This is a genomic window from Aeromonas media, from assembly GCF_000819985.1.
Lineage (GTDB): Bacteria > Pseudomonadota > Gammaproteobacteria > Enterobacterales > Aeromonadaceae > Aeromonas > Aeromonas media.
On record NZ_CDBZ01000189.1, the window covers coordinates 1 to 19,721 of the forward strand.

20 protein-coding genes and 3 pseudogenes are annotated in these 19,721 nt (G+C 61.2%); 22 read left to right on the forward strand and 1 reads right to left on the reverse strand.

What is annotated here, in order from left to right:
* Positions 1–309: 309 nt before the first annotated feature.
* Positions 310–537 carry a helix-turn-helix domain-containing protein gene (locus BN1127_RS15940; RefSeq protein WP_042019791.1) on the reverse strand — a complete coding sequence of 76 codons (228 nt, stop codon included), beginning with the start codon at positions 535–537 and terminating at the stop codon, positions 310–312.
* 110 nt (positions 538–647) lie between these two features.
* On the opposite strand from BN1127_RS15940, the gene BN1127_RS15945 reads away from it, so the two are divergent.
* The 22 genes and pseudogenes from BN1127_RS15945 to BN1127_RS16045 form a co-directional block, all read left to right on the forward strand.
* Positions 648–899 (forward strand): hypothetical protein, encoded by a 252-nt coding sequence (locus BN1127_RS15945; protein ID WP_017778755.1) that lies wholly within the window; start codon positions 648–650, stop codon positions 897–899.
* 80 nt (positions 900–979) lie between these two features.
* Positions 980–1,088: pseudogene (locus BN1127_RS22490) on the forward strand (IS630 family transposase); the annotation flags it as partial.
* A gap of 42 nt (positions 1,089–1,130) precedes the next feature.
* Positions 1,131–1,433 carry a hypothetical protein gene (locus tag BN1127_RS15950; RefSeq protein ID WP_042019790.1) on the forward strand — a complete coding sequence of 101 codons (303 nt, stop codon included), beginning with the start codon at positions 1,131–1,133 and terminating at the stop codon, positions 1,431–1,433.
* Positions 1,434–2,072: 639 nt separating this feature from the next.
* Positions 2,073–2,849 (forward strand): lipid-binding SYLF domain-containing protein, encoded by a 777-nt coding sequence (locus BN1127_RS15955; RefSeq protein ID WP_042650075.1) that lies wholly within the window; start codon positions 2,073–2,075, stop codon positions 2,847–2,849.
* 204 nt (positions 2,850–3,053) lie between these two features.
* Positions 3,054–3,371, forward strand: a complete 318-nt coding sequence (gene fliE, locus BN1127_RS15960) for a flagellar hook-basal body complex protein FliE (protein WP_042650076.1) — start codon at positions 3,054–3,056, stop codon at positions 3,369–3,371.
* 55 nt (positions 3,372–3,426) lie between these two features.
* Entirely contained in the window at positions 3,427–5,133 is a 1,707-nt protein-coding gene (fliF, locus tag BN1127_RS15965; protein ID WP_042650077.1) for a flagellar basal-body MS-ring/collar protein FliF, read from the forward strand.
* Entirely contained in the window at positions 5,126–6,187 is a 1,062-nt protein-coding gene (gene fliG, locus BN1127_RS15970) for a flagellar motor switch protein FliG (RefSeq protein WP_042650078.1), read from the forward strand. The genes fliF and fliG overlap by 8 nt, the downstream gene beginning before the upstream one ends.
* A 68-nt stretch (positions 6,188–6,255) precedes the next feature.
* A complete protein-coding gene (gene fliH, locus BN1127_RS15975) occupies positions 6,256–7,059 on the forward strand; it encodes a flagellar assembly protein FliH (protein WP_042650079.1) in 804 nt (267 codons plus the stop codon).
* A gap of 120 nt (positions 7,060–7,179) precedes the next feature.
* Positions 7,180–8,511: a flagellar protein export ATPase FliI gene (gene fliI, locus BN1127_RS15980; RefSeq protein ID WP_042650080.1), complete on the forward strand. Its 1,332-nt coding sequence runs from the start codon at positions 7,180–7,182 to the stop codon at positions 8,509–8,511.
* A gap of 16 nt (positions 8,512–8,527) precedes the next feature.
* Positions 8,528–8,968 (forward strand): flagellar export protein FliJ, encoded by a 441-nt coding sequence (gene fliJ / locus BN1127_RS15985; protein ID WP_042650081.1) that lies wholly within the window; start codon positions 8,528–8,530, stop codon positions 8,966–8,968.
* A 90-nt stretch (positions 8,969–9,058) separates the two neighbouring features.
* Positions 9,059–11,032, forward strand: coding sequence for a flagellar hook-length control protein FliK (locus BN1127_RS15990; protein ID WP_042650082.1), 1,974 nt, complete (start codon positions 9,059–9,061; stop codon positions 11,030–11,032).
* Between the two features lie 57 nt (positions 11,033–11,089).
* The gene (gene fliL / locus BN1127_RS15995; RefSeq protein ID WP_042650083.1) at positions 11,090–11,596 is read left to right on the forward strand and encodes a flagellar basal body-associated protein FliL; all 507 of its coding nucleotides are present in this window, start codon (positions 11,090–11,092) and stop codon (positions 11,594–11,596) included.
* A gap of 10 nt (positions 11,597–11,606) precedes the next feature.
* Positions 11,607–12,677 (forward strand): flagellar motor switch protein FliM, encoded by a 1,071-nt coding sequence (fliM, locus tag BN1127_RS16000; RefSeq protein ID WP_042650084.1) that lies wholly within the window; start codon positions 11,607–11,609, stop codon positions 12,675–12,677.
* Positions 12,678–12,727: 50 nt separating this feature from the next.
* Positions 12,728–13,123: a flagellar motor switch protein FliN gene (gene fliN / locus BN1127_RS16005; protein WP_042650085.1), complete on the forward strand. Its 396-nt coding sequence runs from the start codon at positions 12,728–12,730 to the stop codon at positions 13,121–13,123.
* Complete coding sequence (gene fliO, locus BN1127_RS16010; protein WP_042650086.1) at positions 13,120–13,494, forward strand: flagellar biosynthetic protein FliO; 375 nt, start codon at positions 13,120–13,122, stop codon at positions 13,492–13,494. The genes fliN and fliO overlap by 4 nt, the downstream gene beginning before the upstream one ends.
* Positions 13,481–14,356, forward strand: a pseudogene (gene fliP, locus BN1127_RS16015) (flagellar type III secretion system pore protein FliP). Before fliO ends, fliP begins: the two are co-directional and overlap by 14 nt.
* Positions 14,357–14,383: 27 nt before the next feature.
* Positions 14,384–14,653, forward strand: coding sequence for a flagellar biosynthesis protein FliQ (gene fliQ, locus BN1127_RS16020; RefSeq protein WP_010673927.1), 270 nt, complete (start codon positions 14,384–14,386; stop codon positions 14,651–14,653).
* 70 nt (positions 14,654–14,723) lie between these two features.
* Entirely contained in the window at positions 14,724–15,521 is a 798-nt protein-coding gene (fliR, locus tag BN1127_RS16025; protein ID WP_042650088.1) for a flagellar biosynthetic protein FliR, read from the forward strand.
* On the forward strand, positions 15,514–15,705 hold the full coding sequence (locus tag BN1127_RS16030; protein WP_042650089.1) for a hypothetical protein: 192 nt from the start codon (positions 15,514–15,516) through the stop codon (positions 15,703–15,705). Before fliR ends, BN1127_RS16030 begins: the two co-directional genes overlap by 8 nt.
* Complete coding sequence (gene flhB, locus BN1127_RS16035) at positions 15,698–16,828, forward strand: flagellar biosynthesis protein FlhB (RefSeq protein WP_042650090.1); 1,131 nt, start codon at positions 15,698–15,700, stop codon at positions 16,826–16,828. The genes BN1127_RS16030 and flhB overlap by 8 nt, the downstream gene beginning before the upstream one ends.
* Positions 16,829–17,185: 357 nt before the next feature.
* On the forward strand, positions 17,186–19,288 hold the full coding sequence (gene flhA / locus BN1127_RS16040; protein WP_042650091.1) for a flagellar biosynthesis protein FlhA: 2,103 nt from the start codon (positions 17,186–17,188) through the stop codon (positions 19,286–19,288).
* A 16-nt stretch (positions 19,289–19,304) separates the two neighbouring features.
* Positions 19,305–19,721, forward strand: a pseudogene (locus BN1127_RS16045) (flagellar biosynthesis protein FlhF); the annotation flags it as partial.

Below are 19,721 nucleotides of genomic sequence, written 5' to 3' on the forward strand. Positions count from 1 at the left end.
CTTCGAAGTTGAATTCGCGACATAGTATCAATAAAATATGGCTATATTCGCCCATGTTGGGCGGAAATAAAAAACGTGCTTTTGCAGAGTATGATTGTTTTACCAATGCAAACTCTTCTCTGCTGCGCCTGTCGCAGGTTGTCACAACCAGATCGTTTTCTTGCACCCGTTGAATCCCAGAACAATCAGATCCCGTCGGACTCCATCTGACCTTCAAGTCGATGGATGCGTTGTGCTATGGCTCCTAGACAAGCGAGAAAATCCCCCCATGCTGGAACGTGCAATATTTGGTTAGAGTAACAGCTATGGTTATGGCAGCAATGATGCAGGCGAGACCCCAAGAGCTTTGGCGATCAGATAAACTTTTTCCAAGGTTACCCTAGTCTCCCCACGTTCGATTTTTCCCATGTGACCACGATCTATACCAGCAATTAGCGCAAGTTTTTCCTGTTGCATACCGCGTGCAGACCGCAGTTCCCGTACATTTTTACCGAATGCAGTTGCGAGCACCGCAAGATCAAACTCGTCAGAATCCATGTTATCTCCTCACAAGAGGAGATATGGTCTACATTATACGGCACACTGTACACGGCTATGAGTACACTCATATAATGACACTGCATATAAGCATCATTTGAGGGTGAAAAATGTCCAATCAACAGATCGTTTTGAGTCAGAATCAAAAAAGTAGCACCGTGACACTAATTTTTCAAAACGCGGATTTCTTAGCCGCAGTAGGAGATTCTCTGAGAGTGGAGTCATTCTTACATGTCACTATTAATCAATCCACATATGATGAATTTGTTAAGGGTGTTATGGCTTCGTTTGTTGCCGAATTTATGGATTTTAAGGAGCAATGGCCGATACCTCAGGAGCTTCAGGAGCTAAGGAAGGTCTGAACAAGTCTCTGGCATGGGATGTCGGAATTCATACGGATCTTCATCTCGGAGGGGCATCATTAGTAATGCTTGGTATTCCACAGTCAGTCTACAGCCCTTGGGTGAATCACATAGAGCGGCAGTAGCAAAGTTAGAGAGACCATCACACGCAATCATCAATGCAGAGGAGTGGTCAACCTGCGGACTCGATGCAGTTGATTCGCAGATGCTGCATGAATGGAGTAACAGGATATGAAAATCATGACCAAAAAAGAGGTCGAGGTAATCAGCGATATTCGCTGTGATGTTTGTGAAGAGAGTTGCCAAACGGAGGGGGCTGTTAGCAATATCGAGTTTGGCACATTGAGTGCCCACTGGGGTTATGGAACTCAGCACGATGGCGAAAGTTACGAGGTTCACCTGTGCGAGAGTTGCTTTTTTCAGGCCATAGCAAATCTGAAAGAGCAGCGGCGAGGTGCACTGATGTTTTCAGAGAAAGGGTGTGAACCAGTTGCTGATTTTGGATTGATTAACCGGCACCTTGAACTTATCTGAACAGATTCGATATTGATCTTTGTAGGTTGTGTGAGCCAAGTTGCTTCAACTTTGATGTCTTCCAACGGAAGACCGCCGCTCTTCGCTCATCGTGGTTTGCCGCAGCGGTGGATGCATTTGTCGCTGGACCTCGTAAAGTAATGCTAACCCAGCCTCAGCTTGTTTTGGATTATAACCGGCGCTAAGTGATGGGATACCGCTAGCACAAGCCTGACTGTATTAGATGTGGATTGGTCTTGCGACCTTAGGTCAACCCAAGGAGACGAATCCTACTTTGGGGGCCTGTTTTGTGTTGGACATCGCTCAATCACTCTTAGGTGGCTCTTATTCAAGGGCGCGGATTTTACCGGAATGGCTAACCAAAAACTATACAACCGAGGTTGTCAGGCCGAACAATATTTACGGTCGGGCCCGTCGGCTATCGGCAGACAAGGGGAGCCGTGCATGATGGTGGTGGTCGTGACCGTCCGGGGACCGCAGTTCTCTCAGACCGGATGAGGGCTGCGACACCATACTCGAGAGATGGGAAGTCTGTGTTTGCTGACTGGAGCGGAATGGAGAGGCATTCGGGACTTCTTGGAGTTGGCTTAAATCTGATAGGGTGACATGTCCGCTGACGCGATATTTAAGGAGCACACAATGAAGAGCCGATCCTGGTTGATTGCCGCCGTTCTGGCACTTGCATCTAGCCCCAGCCATGCCGACTGGGCGAAATTGAAGGAAGCGGCCTCCGAGCTTGGCACTGCGGTGAGCGACACCGGCAAGGAGGCGTGGCAGGGGATCACCGATTTTTCGAAGGCGACCTGGGAGTCTGTCTCCACCTGGGGGGCCGATGCCTACAACAAGGCGGGTGCCTGGACGGAAGAGAGCGCAGCCACCGGCAAGGAGTGGCTGACGGCCGCCGACAAGAAGCTCGATACCATGCTGGAACCCAAGACCCCGACAGAGGCCCGCACCGCCCTCGATACCATGGCCGATACCGCACTGGTGCGGCTGTTCAACGAGCAACCCTCCGCCAAGCTGCTGTTTGACAAGGCCTATGGTTATGCGGTGTTCGACTCGCGCAAGTTCTCCCTGATGATCCACACCAATCAGGGATCCGGGGTGGCGGTGAACCGCTCGAATGGCAAACATACCTATATGAAGATGTTTGGCGCCGGCATGGCGGCTGGCTTCGGCGGCAAGTTCTATCAGCAGGTGATGTTGTTCGAGACCAAACAGACCTTTGACAACTTCGTGAACAAGGGTTGGGAGGCGACCTCGGAGGCGGGCGTGGTCGCCGGCAAGGAGAGCGCGTCGCTCGACTCGGGTTACAACGGCGGCATGGCCATCTACCAGCTTGGCGAGAAGGGGTTGCTGTACGGCGTCAGCATCACGGGATCCAAATACTGGATCGACGAGGATCTGACGCAATAGAGATCGGAATCTGAGCCTGGCCCGCGATGCGGGCCTTTTTCATGTGCCCGCCTGCTCGCCGCGCGGCCAGCAGGCGGGCATCTTCCCGGGATCCCTGCTGCCGGCATGATGGCCCGTTGCACAGGTGGGGTACAGGATCCTTATGCATTGGCACTCTAATTGCTTAAGGCTTGCCAGTGTCAACGATTTGTCTGGGAAGAGAAGATGGAAATAAGCGCAAGCAGCCTGATGCAAGAGATGCAGGCTCTCAGGGTCGAAGCCGGTGCCACGCCGCTGACCCAGCCCGGTCGTCAGGTCAACTCGGATTTTGGCCAGATGCTGCAGCAGGCCCTCGACAACGTCAACGAGCTGCAGGGCAGCGCCAACGATCTGCGCACCCGGTTCGACCTGGGGGACAAGTCGGTGGATCTCTCCGAAGTGATGATCGCCGGGCAGAAATCCTCCATCGCCTTCGAGGCGACGGTGCAGGTGCGCAACAAGATGGTCGATGCCTACAAGACCATCATGAACATGCCGGTATAACTCAGGCCCATGGCGACCGAGCATCATAAACATGTCAGCAATAAGGACATAAATCGTGGCTAACGATCCAAACGGCGATCTGCTGATGAACAACGAGGGGGCGGCCGCTCTCGATGAGCAGGAGCAGAAGAGCTCGGCGCTGGGCTTCTTGTCCAACACCGATGTGTTGCGGCAGATCACCTTGATCCTGGGGCTGACCATCTGTCTGGCCATCGCCGTCTTCATCCTGCTGTGGGGCAAGGAGCCGGAGATGCGTCCCCTCGGCACCTTCAGCACCCAGGAGCTGGTCTCCACCCTCGACTATCTGGATCAGCAGAAGATCCCCTATCAGGTGGACGGCAAGAGCGTGCTGGTCAGCGCCGAGAATTATGCAGACATCAGGCTGCGCCTGACCCGCGCCGGCCTCGCCAGCAGCAGCGAGGCCAGCAACGATGGGGAAGCCATCCTGCTCAAGGACTCCAGCTTCGGCGTCAGCCAGCGCATGGAGAGCGAGCGGCTGAAACTGAGCCGCGAGCGCCAGCTGGCGAGCGCCATCGAGCAGTTCCAGAACGTCGCCAAGGCCCAGGTGCTGCTGGCCATCCCGAAAGACAACGTGTTCGCCCGCAACGAACGCAAGCCGAGCGCCACCGTGGTGCTGAGCCTGAAAGGGGCGGCGCTGGGCCAGGGGGAGGTGGACTCCATCGTCGACATGGTCGCCTCCGCCGTGCACGGCCTGGAGCCGACCCGCGTCACCGTGACCGATCAGAACGGTCGCCTGCTCAACTCCGGCTCCCAGGATCCGCTCTCTGCCCAGACTCGCAAGGAGTTTGCGATGCAGCAGAAGCAGGAGCTGGAATACAAACAAAAAATTGACGCCATCCTGATCCCGGTGCTCGGGGCCGACAACTACACGGCGGAAGTGGATCTCTCCCTCGACTTCTCCCAGCAGGAGCAGACCCGCAAGACCTACAATCCGGACTTGCCCGCCGTGCGTTCCGAGATGACGGTGGAAGAGAACAGCGCCAATGGCAGCAATGGCGGCGTACCCGGTGCGCTCACCAACCAGCCCCCCGCCGCGTCGAACATTCCCGAACAGGCCGCTGGCGGGGAAGGGGGAACCGGCTCTTCCGGCCGCTCCCGCAAGGAGGCGACCCGCAACTTCGAACTGGACACCACGGTCAGCCACATCCGGCGTCAGCAGGGCGGCATCCGCCGCATGACGGTGTCGGTGGCGGTGGATTACAAGGCCACTCCCGGTGCCGAGGGGGCCGTCACCCGCGAGCCCCGCAGCCAGGCCGAACTCGATACCTTGCGTCGCCTGCTCAGCGGCGGCCTCGGCTTTGACGTGACCCGGGGGGATACCCTGGAGGTGGTTGCCATTCCGTTCAACCGCCCCGAGCTGGAAGCCGTGGCCGACATGCCCATCTACGAACAGCCCTGGTTCTGGCGTGCGGTGCGCATCGCCGCCTCGGTGCTGGTCATCATAGTGCTCATCGTCACCGTGGTGCGGCCCATGCTCAAGCGTCTGCTCTACCCGGATGCCAAGCCGGAAGGGGAGCTGGACTTCGACAACCACACCGTGCTGGGTGGGGATGACGAACTGAGCCTGTTGGCAGCCCAGGCCGAGGCCGAGCCGGTGTTCGGTCTGCGGGATGGCCAGCTCAAGCTGCCCGATCTGCACCGTGACGAGGACCTGCTCAAGGCCGTGCGTGCCTTGGTAGCGAATGAACCAGACCTGGCTGCTCAGGTCATCAAAGAATGGGTAACGAACCGAGATGCCTGAAGAGAAGAAAAACCAAGTCAACGGTAACGAGATTACCGATAACCAGCGCCAAATCCTGGACCAGATGAGCGGGATGGAGATGGCGGCGGTGCTGATGCTGAGCCTCAATGAGGAGGATGCCGCCCAGATCTTCCGTCATCTCGAGCCCAAGCAGGTGCAGCGGCTCGGCATGTCCATGGCCTCCATGTCGGATTTCAGTCACGACCGGGTGGCGGCGGTGCATCGTCAATTTATCGACGACATCCAGAAATACACCAACATCGGCATCGGCAGTGAAGACTTCGTGCGCAAGGCCCTGGTGGCGGCGCTCGGGGAGGACAAGGCCAGCAACCTGGTGGATCAGATCATCCTGGGATCCGGTGCCCGCGGCCTCGACTCCCTCAAGTGGATGGATGCCCGCCAGGTGGCCAGCATCATCCAGAATGAACACCCGCAGATCCAGACCATCGTCCTCTCCTATCTGGAGCCGGAGCAGTCCGCCGAGATCCTGAGCCAGTTCCCGGAGCAGGTGCGCCTGGATCTGGTGATGCGCATCGCCAACCTCGAAGAGGTGCAACCGGCGGCGCTGCAAGAGCTCAACGACATCATGGAGAAGCAGTTCGCCGGTGCGGCCGGGGCCCAGGCGGCCAAGATGGGTGGCCTCAAGGCTGCCGCCAACATCATGAACTACCTGGACACCAACATCGAAGGCCAGCTGATGGACTCCATCCGCGAGTCGGACGAGGAGATGAGCCAGCAGATCCAGGACTTGATGTTCGTGTTCGAGAACCTCATCGACGTGGACGATCGGGGCATCCAGACTCTGCTGCGGGAAGTGCCGGGGGATCTGCTGCAACGGGCCCTCAAGGGCTCGGATGACCAGATGCGCGAGAAGGTGTTCAAGAACATGTCCAAGCGGGCCGCCGAGATGCTGGCGGACGATCTGGAGGCCATGGGGCCGATCCGGGTCTCCGAGGTGGAGGCCGCCCAGAAGGAGATCCTCTCCACGGCGCGCCGTCTGGCGGACGCGGGCGAGATCATGCTGGGGGCGGGCGGTGGCGAAGAGTTCCTCTAAGCCATGGGCAATGGAATGTGCGATGATATCGGTCCTTTCGTCCGGCATGCCAGGAGTGTCTTTCGCAGATGAATAACAAGAACAACAAGCTGCGGGGTTATGTCAGACCCGAAGCGGACGAGACCCGGGTGGAAGCCTGGGGCTGGCCCGAGATGGAGGTCGAATCCGAGATCCAGAGCAATGCCCTGGGGCTCGGCCCTGACTGGTATCGCCAGGAGCAGGCGGACGAGATGCCGCCAGAAGATCCACCGGAGGAGCCCACCCCCAGCATCACCGCCGAAGAGGTGGAGGCGATCCGTCAGGCCGCCTGGGAAGAGGGGCTGGCCGAGGGGCGAGCCGCCGGCTTTGCCAAGGGGCTCGAAGAGGGCAAGCTGGAGGGCTTGCAGCAGGGCCATCAGGCGGGTCTGGAGCAGGGCCGTGAAGAGGGGCTCGCCATGGGCCGCGACCAGGTGGAGCAAGAGATTGCCCACTGGCAAGCGCTCGCCGCCCGCCTCGCCACGCCCCTGAGCGAGCTGGACGCGGCGGTTGAGCAGCAGCTCATCAGCCTGGTGCAGCAGCTGGCCCGCGCCCTCATTCGCCACGAGGCCGAGACCTCCCCAAAATTGTTGCTCGAGGCCCTCAAGCAGGGCCTTGCCCTGCTGCCCGCCGCCGAGCAGGGGGTTACCCTGATGCTGCACCCGGACGATGTGGCCCGGGTCGAGCAGGCCTTCGGCGCCGAGGAGTGTGCCAAGCGTCACTGGCGGCTGCAGAGCGACCCCACCCTCTCCCCGGGTGATCTGCAGCTGGCCACCGAACTCTCCAGCATCGATCTGACCCTGGCGGGACGCATCGATCAGTTACTGCGCAATTTCCTTCGTGACAATGCCGACTAACTCTCTTCCCCGGTTTGGCATAGGGAGTGCGTGCCGCTGCTGCGTACCGTCTGTCGACGGCGCGACCATGCCGGCTGACTCCGGGGCTCGGCCTCTTTCCCTTTTATCTCTGGAGGCGCGATGACAACATCCCTGCTCGGCCGACTGCAAGGCTACCGGGTCCGCGATCTTGCGCCCATACCGCCGGTGGCGGGCAAGCTCACCCGGGTGGTCGGGCTGACCCTGGAGGCCATCGGCTGCCGCGCCGCCATCGGGGCTCTGTGCCGTATCGACACCCAGGATGGCGTGCTGGAGGCCGAAGTGGTGGGCTTCTCCGGCGATCGCCTGTTCTTGATGCCGAGCGAGCAGCTCAAGGGGGTCATTCCCGGCGCCCGCGTGGTGCCCGTCACCGAGGATCACGGCATTCCGGTGGGCATGAACCTGCTTGGCCGGGTCATCGACGGCATCGGCCAGCCCCTGGACGGACTCGGCCCCATCATCTCGTCCCAGACGGTGCAGTTCGCCCAGCATCGCATCAACCCGCTGGCCCGTCGTCCCATCCATCAACCCATGGACGTGGGGGTGCGGGCCATCAACGCCGTGCTCACCGTGGGGCGTGGCCAGCGCATGGGGCTGTTCGCCGGTTCCGGCGTCGGTAAATCGGTGCTGCTCGGCATGATGACCCGCGGCTCGGTGGCGGACGTGGTGGTGGTGGGCCTCATCGGCGAGCGTGGCCGGGAGGTGAAGGAGTTTATCGAGGAGATCCTCGGCGCCGAGGGGCGCGAGCGCGCCGTGGTGGTGGCGGCGCCGGCCGATGCCTCGCCGCTGATGCGACTCAAGGGGTGCGAGACCGCGCTCGCCATCGCCGAGTATTTCCGCGAGCAGGGGCTCAACGTGCTGCTGCTGATGGACTCCCTCACCCGCTACGCCCAGGCCCAGCGCGAGATCGCCCTGGCGGTGGGGGAGCCGCCGGCCACCAAAGGCTATCCGCCCTCGGTGTTTGCCAAATTGCCGGCGCTGGTGGAGCGGGCCGGCAACGGCAGCGATGGCCAGGGCTCCATCACGGCCTTTTTCACCGTGCTGACGGAGGGGGACGATCTGCAGGATCCCATCGCCGACGCGGCGCGGGCCATCCTCGATGGCCACATCGTGCTGGCGCGGGAGCTGGCGGATGCGGGCCACTACCCCGCCATTGACATCGAAAAATCCATCAGCCGGGTCATGCCCATGGTGACCTCACCTGAGCACATGGAGCTGGCGCGCACCTTCAAGCAGTTCTACTCCCTCTATCAGCAGAACCGGGATCTCATCACCATAGGCGCCTACAGCCAGGGATCGGATCCGCGCATCGATCGGGCCATCATCCAGAAACCCTACCTGGATCAGTTCTTGCAGCAGAAGATGCGCGAGGTCATTCACTACGATGAAGGCCTGCAATCCCTGCAACTGGTGGCCATGCCACTGATGCGTTGACCGGTGGAGAGCCCCGATGAGTAAAGGATTGACGTTGCTGGCAGGCCGACTGCTGGAGGCCGAACAGCAGGCCGCCCTGGCGTTGGCCAAGGCCCAGCAGGATCTCAAGCTGTTCATGGATCAGCAGAACGCCCTCAACCAGTACCGCCAGATCTACCATCAGCAGTGGACTGATCGTGGGCTGCAGGGGATCACGCCCCAGCAGAACAGCCAGTATCACGCCTTCATCAACAAGCTGGAAAATGCGGCGACCCAGCAGTACCAGGGGGTGTTACAGGTGCGCGAGGCGCTGGCCCAGTGCCGTACCCAGTGGCTCGAAGCCCAGCAGCGGCGCAAGGCGGTCGAGCTGCTGCTCGAGAAGCAGGCGGGGCGAGCTCAGCTGACGGCCCAGCGTCAGGAACAGAAGATGCTGGACGATTACGCCATCCTGCGACGCTATCACCATTCTGGCCTGTAACTTGCTTTCTATTGCCAACACAGGCTAAGACGCCGCACCTGCCTGCTGGCCGTGCGGCCACCACACCGGATTGTCGTCAGGGATCCCAGCATGATACAGACCCAGTTGATCAAGGCCGCGACTCAGGCCACCCCTGCCGACAGTGGCATCACCCTCCCGGGCCTCACCCAGGAAGGGGCCGAGCCGCTGCAGGGGGACAGCAAGGCTGCCTTTGCCGATGCCATGGCCCTGGCGCAGCTGGTCGACAAGGGCGCCGTCGCCACTCCCGTGAGCGACGACGCGCTCACCGCACTCGCCCTGGATGCCAAATCTTTGGCGGTGGCCGAAGAGGCTACCTCGAGCACGCAGCACAAAGCCGACAAGGCAAAGGCCAGCGAGACAGATCTTCCCCCCGACGATTTTCTGCAGCAGCTGCAGGCCTCCCTGCGCCAGGACACCAGCCTGACTCTGCCTGCCGTCGCTCCAATGACGCAGGCACTGCCCGTGGCCACCGACGGCAATGACTTGCCGCCCGAGTCGCCGTCGTTGACCGACGGCGGCAAGCCTGCCCCGACACCGGGCGCTGCAGGGCGAGAGATCGCCACACAGCAGGCGCTGTTGCAACAAGCGGGCGAGGGGAATAGCACCCAGGTGTCCGCTCTTGCGGACAAGGAAAACAGTACGAATGAACCCGGCAAGGGGGCTCAGGCCATCGCCGCCACCGCCAATACCCTGCCGATAAGCCGGCTGGAAGACGCTGCCTCCGCCAATACCCTGCCGATAAGCCGGCTGGAAGACGCTGCCTCCGCCAACACCCTGCCGATAAGCCAGCTGGAAGACGCAGCCGTGGATGCAGGCACGCCGGTCGATCCCGAGCTTGCATCATCGAAACCGACGGTGCTTCCCTTGTCTGGCGAAGAGCGCGCCGCCCTGCTGGCCAAGGTGGTCGCCACCTCACAAGCCACCGAGCCACGGAGTGCAGCGGCCCAGGTGACAGGCGAGCCCCAGAAACAGATGGCCTCGGAAGCCGCGGTCAATGGTGTTGGCGCACAAACGCCTCATGCCGTGCAGGCCGGTGCGGCCAAGGCCTTTGGTGAAGGGCTGGTCAGAATGGACGCTGGCGTGACTGATGGCGTTGAGGCCAGCACGGATGCCGCAACTGAGGATGGCAGCAAGCCTCGCATGGCTGCGCCGGAACAGCCGGAACAAGAGTCCAGCCCAGCGCAGACGACGGGGGTGAGCAAACCCGATGCGAGCGCTGGCGCGGCCCACAGTGCCGCTCCCCTGGCCAGGGCTGCGGACCCGGAACCCGTGCTGACGGCGCCCCAGCAGACGCTGGCGCGTTACGAATCCCAGGGGCCGCAAGCCTCGCTGACGGCGCTCTCGGCCGGCATCCAGCAGATGGAGGCCGAACCCGCGGTGGCCGTCGGAGCCGCCGTGGAACTCAAGCCAGCGGCGCAGAAATCCAAGCTCGATGAGCTGGGCAAGCAGCTCGGGATGGAAGTCGGGGGCACCGAGCCGAGCGAAGGAAGCCAGCCACTGCAGCAGACCCAGACCAGCGATGGCAAGCCGGCGGCAGAGCTGAGCACGAGACGGGAACCCCAGAGCCTGCCGCACCTCAAGCTGGCCACCCCGGAGGCGCCGGCCCAGTTGCACCAGAAGGTAAACCTGATGCTGGCGGACAAGCTGCAGCAGGCGGAGATCCAGCTCGATCCCCTGGGCCTTGGCAAGATGAAGATCCAGATCCAGATGGGGGCGGATAGCCAGGCCAATGTCCACTTCGTGGTGCAGCATGGCCAGACCCGGGAGATGCTGGAGCAGGCCATGCCGAGGCTCAGAGACATGCTGGCAGGGCAAGGGATACAGCTTGGCCAGACTCAGGTACAACAACAGGCGCAGCACCAGGGGCAGCCATCACAGCAACAATCCCAGGGTCAGTCGACCTTCAATGGTCAGGAGCAACGGGGGCAGCAGGGGAGCGGATCCTTTGGCGGCAACGGCCAGGGGGAGGGGGAACATGCGACCCGTACCCTGAGTCTGCTGGTGGAATCGACAAACGATGCCGGAATTGATTTCTATGCTTGATGCCTGCCCGAGTAAGTTTATGATACCGAACAAGTTTGAGACTAGGGTGGACAAGGGATGGCAGACGATAACGAACTGACGCTGAAGGACCCGGCGGCGACCAAGAAAAAGAAGCTGATCATGATAGTCGCCCTGGTCGTCATCCTCCTGGGTGGTGGCGGGGCCGGTGCCTGGTTCATGTTTGCCGGTTCGGACGAGCCGGCGGCCGACACGGCCGAGGCCAAGCCCGAAGCCAGTGCGCCCCAGCCCTCCCTCTATGTGGGAATGCCGCGCCCCTTCGTGTTCAACGTGGCGGGCGGGCAACGGGATCGGCTGGTGCAGATCAAGATCCAGCTGATGGTGCGCGGGGCCGCTGACGAGACCCTGGCCAAACAGAATATTCCCCTGATCGAAGGGACCCTGCTGCGGGTCTTCAGCGCGGCCACCGCCGAGCAGCTGATGACCTTCGAGGGCAAGGAGAAGCTGCGTCAGGATTCATTGGAAGAGTGTCGCCGGGTTCTGAAGGATCTGGTCTCTTCCCCCGTAATCGAACAAGTGCTGTTTACCGGCTTTGTCATGCAATGAAAGGTGAAGCGTGAGCGATCTGTTAAGTCAGGACGAAATTGATGCCCTGCTGCACGGTGTCGATGATGTCGAAGAGGAAGAGCTAGGGGCGGCCGGAGATCCCGGTATCGCCCAGTTTGACTTCTCCTCCCAGGACCGCATCGTCCGTGGCCGCATGCCGACCCTGGAGCTGGTGAACGAGCGATTCGCCCGTCACATGCGCATCAGCCTGTTCAACATGATGAGACGCACCGCAGAGGTGTCGATCAACGGCGTGCAGATGCTCAAGTTCGGCGAGTACGTGCACACCCTGTTCGTGCCGACCAGCCTGAACATGGTGCGCTTCCGCCCCCTCAAGGGCACGGCACTCATCACCATGGAGGCGCGCCTCGTCTTCATCCTGGTGGAGAACTTCTTCGGCGGCGACGGCCGCTACCACGCCAAGATCGAGGGGCGCGAGTTTACCCCCACCGAGCGGCGCATCATCCAGATGCTGCTCAAGCTGGTGTTCGAGGACTACAAGGATGCCTGGGCGCCGGTGATGGACGTGGGCTTCGAATACCTCGACTCGGAGGTGAACCCGGCCATGGCGAACATTGTCAGTCCCACCGAGGTGATAGTGGTGAGCTCCTTCCACATCGAGCTGGATGGCGGCGGCGGCGATTTCCACGTGGCCATGCCCTACTCCATGCTGGAGCCCATCCGCGAGCTGCTCGATGCCGGGGTGCAGAGCGACAAGGGGGACACCGACGTGCGCTGGAGCAAGGCCCTGCGCGACGAGATCATGGACGTCAAGGTGGAGCTCAAGGCCAAACTGCTGGAGACGGAGCTGACCCTGCGCGAGCTGATGGAGCTGCAACCGGGCGACATCATCCCGGTGGAGATGCCGGAGAACCTGCTGGTCTTCGTGGAGGACCTGCCCACCTTCCACGCCAAGATGGGGCGTACCAAGGAGAACGTGGCGCTCAAGATAGTGGATAAAATCAAGCGCCCTGACGGAGTCAAGACAGAGATGCATCTGGTGACCCGGGGGGGCGTGCGCATCGATGGCGAGGCCGAGCTGGAAGAGCTCGAACGCAGCATCGCCGATAAACAGCCCTAATAGACCCGTCGCCTGCGACCAGGGTCAAGAAGCAGCATGAGGAAGTGAAGATGAGCGGAACTGATGACGAGCAGGATCTGATGGCTGACGCCTGGGCTGCCGCGCTGGAAGAGCAGGTGACGGCTGAGGCCAAGCCCGCCCCCCTGGAGGAGCTGAGAGACGACGCCCCCATCAGCGCCGAGGAGCGGCGCAAGCTGGACACCATTCTGGATATTCCGGTGACCATCGCCATGGAAGTGGGACGCAGCCAGATCAGCATCCGCAACCTGCTGCAACTGAACCAGGGTTCTGTCGTGGAGCTGGATCGGGTGGCGGGCGAGCCTCTGGACGTGCTGGTCAACGGCACCCTGATTGCCCACGGCGAGGTGGTGGTGGTCAACGACAAGTTCGGGATTCGCCTGACCGACGTCATCAGCCAGATAGAGCGCATTAAGAAACTCAAATGATCCGTGCTCTCGCTCTGATACTGTTCGCCGCCCCGGCGCTGGCAGAGGGGGCCAATCCCCCCAGCATCACCTCCTGGCTGCTCTCCAGCCTGATGGTGATCGGCCTCATCCTGGTGCTGGGTTTCCTGCTCAAGAAGAGCAAGCTCACACAAGTGATGGGAGGCGGCCAGATGAAGATCATCGCCACCCTGCCGCTCGGGTACAAGGAGAAGCTGATGGTGGTCAAGGTGGGCGATCAACAACTGCTCATCGGGGTGACGCCGCAGCAGGTCAACTTCCTCTATCGCCTGGAAGAGCCCCTGGACGAGCGTCAGCCCCAGGCCTTCTCCCAGCAGCTCGGTAAATTGATGGGCAAGCATGAAAAAAGTTAACTGGATCGGGTGCCTGAGCCTGCTGGCCGTGCTGCTGTCGCCCCTGGCGATGGCCCAGGACGGCATGTCGGCGCTGACCGTCAAGACCATGGCGGATGGCAGTCAGGAGTACAGCCTGACCCTGCAGGTGCTGGCGCTGATGACCGCGCTCTCCTTCCTGCCGGCCATTGTCATCATGATGACCTCCTTCACCCGGATCATCGTGGTGCTCGGCATCCTCAGACAGGCCATAGGCCTGCAGCAGAGCCCGTCCAACCAGGTGCTGATCGGCATCGCCCTCTTCATGTCCTTCTTCATCATGTCCCCGGTACTGGATCGCATCAACGAGGAGGCGCTGCAGCCCTATCTGGCGGAGACCATAGGGCCCAAGGAGGCGCTGGAGAAGGCCGAGTTGCCCATCCACCAGTTCATGCTGGCCCAGACCCGGGTCAAGGATCTCAACACCTTCATGGAGATAGCGAACGTGCAGGTGGCCGAGCCAGCGGATGTGCCGCTGCGGGTGCTGATCCCGGCCTTCGTCACCAGCGAGCTCAAGACCGCGTTCCAGATAGGCTTCATGCTGTTTCTGCCCTTCCTGGTCATCGATCTGGTGGTGGCGAGCATACTGATGGCCATGGGGATGATGATGCTGTCGCCCATGCTGGTTTCCCTGCCGTTCAAGCTGATGCTGTTCGTCATGGTGGATGGTTGGAACCTGATCCTGGGGTCGCTCGCGACCAGCTTCGGGCTGGGGGCGGGGTGATGAGGTTGTCCTCCAATCCTGGTCTCCCTGCCGTTCAAGCTGATGCTGTTCGTCATGGTGGATGGCTGGAACCTGATCCTGGGCTCCCTGGCCACCAGCTTCGGACTGGGGGCGGGGTAAGCCGGTCAATGGAAAGGAGCCGATAAGATGAGTCCGGAAACCTTTGTCGACGTATTCCGTGAAGCGCTCTGGCTGGTGACCATCATGGTGTGCGCCGTGATCCTGCCGAGCCTGATGGTGGGGCTGGTGGTCGCCATCTTTCAGGCCGCCACTTCCATCAACGAACAGACCCTGAGCTTCCTGCCCCGTCTCGTGGTCACCCTGCTGGCCCTGGGGGCCGGCGCCCACTGGGGCTTGCAGAGCCTGATGGACTTCTTCCAGCTGATGGTGAGCCAGATCCCCGAGGTGGTCGGCTGATGCCTATGTCGGCATTAGCGACCCTCAGGCTGCCGATGACGACCCGTCCCATGGCTCCCGGAGTGGCGGCATGAGCTATACCACGGCGGTGATCATGGAGTGGCTGGCGTCCGTGCTCTGGCCGCTTGCCCGGGTGAGCAGCCTGCTGATGGTGATGGCGGTGTTCGGCAGCCGGCTCGCTCCTGCGAACGTTCGCATGGGACTGGCGCTCGCCATCACCTTCATCATCGCCCCCCTGCTGCCCCCCATGCCCAAGGTGGAGCTGTTCTCCGTCGGCAGCTTCCTGGTGCTGGGGCAGCAGCTGCTCATCGGCATAGCGCTCGGCCTCATGACCCAGTTTCTGCTGGAAAGCTTCGTGATGGCGGGCCAGATCATCGCCATGCAGACCAGTCTGGGCTTCGCCACCCTGGTGGATCCCATGAACGGCCAGTCTGCCCCCGTGGTGGGCCAGTTCTACCTGATGCTGGCGACCCTGGTGTTCCTGGCGGTGGATGGGCACCTCCTGATGATCAGGATGGTGGTGCTGAGCTTCGAGACCTTGCCGGTCTCGGACAGCGGGCTCAGCCTGCCCGCCATCCGCAGCCTGGTGAGCTTCCTCGGGGTCATGTACCAGGCCTCCCTGGTGATGGCGCTGTCGGCCATCATAGCCTTGCTGCTCATCAACTTCGCGTTCGGGGTCATGACCCGGGCGGCCCCCCAGCTCAACATCTTCAGCATCGGCTTTGCGGTCAGCATGATGTCGGGCCTCTTCATCCTCTGGCTCACCATAGGCGGCTTCATGGGGCACTTCGATGCCTTCTGGGAGCGGGTGCAGGAGACCAGCTGCGAGCTTATCCAGGTCCAGTGCCTGGGGGGGCAGAATGGTTGATACCGATCGGGTCAACGGCACCAAACAACCAGCCCATGCTATCGGCTGGCTGATCGACAACGGCCAGTCAGTCGGGGGACTGCATCTCATTGATACCGATCAGGTCAACGGCACCGAACAACCAGGCCATGCTATTGGCTGGCTGATCGACAGCGGCCAGTCAGTCGGAGGTCAGCGTGGCTGATACCGATCAGGAACGCACAGAACAACCCACGGGCAAACGACTGCAACAGGCCCGGGAAAAAGGGCAGATTGCACGTTCCAAGGAGCTGGGGACCGCCAGCGTCCTGCTGGCGACCGTGTTCGGCTTGCTGATGATCAAGGAGAGTCTGGCCGGTGCCATGGTCAAGGTACTCACCATGGGCTTTACCCTGGACCGGGATCAGGCCTTCGATCCCAACGCCATGGGGGTCATGCTGCCCACCCTGCTGTGGGAGCTGCTGCAACCTCTCGGCCTGCTGTTCCTGCTGGTGACCATCGCCGCCTTCGTGGGCAACACATTGCTCGGCGGTATGAACTTCTCCTCCGAGGCCATGCTGCCCAAATGGAGCAAGCTGAGCCCCTTGAGTGGTTTGAAGAGGATGTTCGGGGTGCAATCCCTGGTGGAGCTCGTCAAGTCCATCGCCAAGGTGGTGTTCATTAGCCTGTTCGCCTGGTGGATGCTGTCGAGCCAGTTCAATCACCTGCTCAATCTCTCCCTGGAAGGCTTCCCCGGCGGCATCATCGATGCGCTGGACCTGCTGCTGTGGATGCTGATCATCCTCTGCTGCGCCCTGATCCCCATCGTTGCCATCGACGTTCCCTTCCAGACCTGGAACCACAATCGCCAGCTCAAGATGACCAAGCAGGAGATCAAGGACGAGTTCAAGGACAGCGAGGGCAAGCCCGAGGTCAAGGGACGGATACGCCAGTTGCAGATGCAGATGGCGATGCGCCGGATGATGGGGGATGTGCCCAAGGCGGACGTCATCATCACCAACCCGACCCACTACTCGGTAGCCCTGAAGTACGACGCGGGCAAGCCCGGAGCCGCCCCCAAGGTACTGGCCAAGGGGGTGGACGAGGTGGCGATGAAGATCCGGGAGATAGCGCGGGAATACGACATCCCCGTGATGTCCTCGCCGCCGCTGACCCGGGCCATCTACCACGCCACCGAGATTGGTCAGGAGATCCCCGAGGGGCTGTTTGCCGCCGTGGCCCAGGTGCTGGCCTACGTCTATCAGCTCAAGAAGTTCCGCCGTGGCCGTGGCCGCCGCCCGACTCCGGTCGCCAGGGATCTGCCCATTCCGCCGGAATATCGCAAGTAGTTTAGTGTTCAGCTGAGGGTGGCTGGTTACCCATGATCGCCAGGGATCTGTCCACTGTGCCACTGGACTATCGCAAGTAGTCTGTGCTCTGAAACGTTGGCTGTTCCCGTCGCCCGGGGTCTGTCCACCATGCCACCGGACTATCGCAACTAACCCCGCTCCCGCCCTGTTTGCCACGGCTATGCTCATTCCAACGGGATTTGCTGGCAACACCTCGCTCCCCATCAAGCTACCCGAACGTGTCCTCCGACGGACTTCTGACAGCATCAAAATAAAATTTATATAGATCAACTGGTTGGGTAGTTGGCTTGATATTTGCTTTAATTCGGCATCGGCAGTTGTAAATCGAGAAGAACGATGGGATTCAAGGCTGGAGTGAGCCGTTTCAAAGAGTACAGATGGTTGCTCAGCAAGGGGATCGGGACCCCGTTGCTGGTGCTCGCCTCCCTCGGCATGGTGGTACTCCCCATACCGCCGCTGATGCTGGATATCCTGTTCTCCTTCAACATCGCCCTCTCCATCGTGGTGCTGCTGGTGGCCGTCTATACCCGCCGGCCACTGGAGTTTGCCGCTTTCCCCACCGTCCTGCTGATAGCGACCCTGCTGCGGCTGGCCCTCAACGTCGCCTCCACCCGGGTGGTGCTGCTGGAAGGCCACAACGGCAGCGCGGCGGCGGGCCATGTGATCGAGGCCTTCGGCAACGTGGTCATCGGCGGCAACTATGCGGTGGGCATCATCGTCTTCATGATCCTGGTGATCATCAACTTCGTGGTGGTCACCAAGGGTGCGGGCCGGATCTCCGAGGTGAGCGCCCGCTTCACTCTGGACGCCATGCCCGGCAAGCAGATGGCCATCGATGCTGACCTGAACGCCGGCCTCATCAACCAGGAAGAGGCCAAGAAGCGCCGTCAGGATGTGACCCAGGAAGCCGACTTCTACGGCTCCATGGACGGTGCCTCCAAATTCGTGAAGGGGGATGCCATCGCCGGCATCATGATCCTCTTCATCAACATCATCGGTGGCTTCATCATCGGCATGATGCAGCACCAGCTCAGCTTCGGTGAAGCGGCCCAGATCTACACCCTGCTCGCCATCGGTGACGGCCTGGTGGCCCAGATCCCGTCCCTGCTGCTCTCCATCGCCGCCGCCATCATAGTCACCCGTCAAAATACCGATCAGGACATGGGCACGGCGGTACTCGGCCAGCTGTTCGAGAACCCCAAGGCGCTGGTGATCTCCGCCGGCATCCTGCTGATGATGGGCAGCGTGCCCGGTATGCCCCACCTGGCCTTCCTGAGCCTGGGAGCGGTGGCAGCGGCCGGAGCCTGGTGGTTGTTGCGTCGGGAGAAACTGAACAAGGCCAGGGTGGCGAGCGGTGAACTCGTGCCGGCCCAGGGCGATGCCCCGCTCGAGCCGAAGGACCTGAGCTGGGACGACGTGATGCCGGTGGACATCATCGGTCTGGAAGTGGGCTATCAGCTCATCCCGCTGGTGGACAAGAACCAGGGGGGCGAGCTGCTCAACCGGATCAAGGGGGTGCGCAAGAAGCTCTCCCAGGAGTTCGGCTTCCTGGTGCCTGCGGTGCACATCCGCGACAACCTGGATCTCGCCCCCAACCAGTACCGCATCACCCTGATGGGGGTGAGCACCGGCGAGGCCACCGTCTATCACGACAAGGAGATGGCCATCAACCCGGGCCAGGTGTTTGGCCAGATCCAGGGCATCGCGACCCAGGATCCCGCGTTCGGGCTGGAGGCGGTCTGGGTCGCCAAGGATCAGGTCTCCCAGGCCCAGACCCTTGGCTATACCGTGGTGGACGCGGCCACCGTAGTGGCCACCCACCTGAGCCAGATCCTCTCCAACCATGCCGCCTTGCTGCTGGGTCACGACGAGGTGCAGCAGTTGCTGGACATGATAGGGAAGCATCAGAGCAAGCTGGTGGAAGGGTTGGTTCCCGAGGTGATCAGTATGGGCAACCTGGTGAAGGTATTGCAAAATCTCCTCAATGAAGGTGTGCCAATTCGCGATATGCGCACTATCCTGCAGACCCTCGTGGAATATGCACCACGCAGTCCGGACCCGGAAGTGCTGACCGCCGCCTGCCGTATCGCCCTGCGCAGGCTGATCGTGCAGGAGATTGCCGGCCCAGAGCCCGAACTGCCGGTGATCACCCTTTCACCAGAACTGGAACGCATATTGCATCAATCCCTGCAAGCAGGTGGGGGAGATGGCGCCGGTATCGAACCGGGACTGGCGGAGCGGATGCAGCGCTCCCTGGTGGAAGCCACTCAACGACAAGAACTGGAAGGCCAGCCGGCCGTGCTTCTGACATCGGGGATATTGCGCAATACCCTGGCGAAATTTGTCAAGAATGCCATTCCTGGATTACGCGTCCTGTCTTATCAGGAAGTGCCTGATGACAAGCAGATCCGCATCGTCAGTGCGGTGGGACAGGGCTAGTTAGCGGAGATGACGGGTGAAGATTAAGCGGTTTTTTGCCAAAGACATGCGCACGGCGCTGGCCGAGGTCAAGGAGACTCTCGGGCCGGATGCCGTCATCATGTCCAACAAAAAGGTCACCGGTGGGGTGGAGATAGTCGCGGCCGTCGATTATCAGTCCCAGGTGCCTGGACCTAAAGATGCGCCGGTTCGCCGTCAGTTGAACGATGAGAGCGTCAATATCTCGTCTGCGGGCAAGCAGATGACGCGCTCGGCTCCCCCCAAGGAGCAGAACGAATACTATGCCGATACCCTGGCGGCCCTGCTGGCACGCCAGCAGAAGCTCAACCCGGCCAACCCGGCGGGCGGCAATGCCGCCCCGGGGTCATGGTCTGCCAATGGGACGGGCAACGGTAGTCCTGCCGCTGCCTCCTGGCCCGCCAATGGCGGTGCC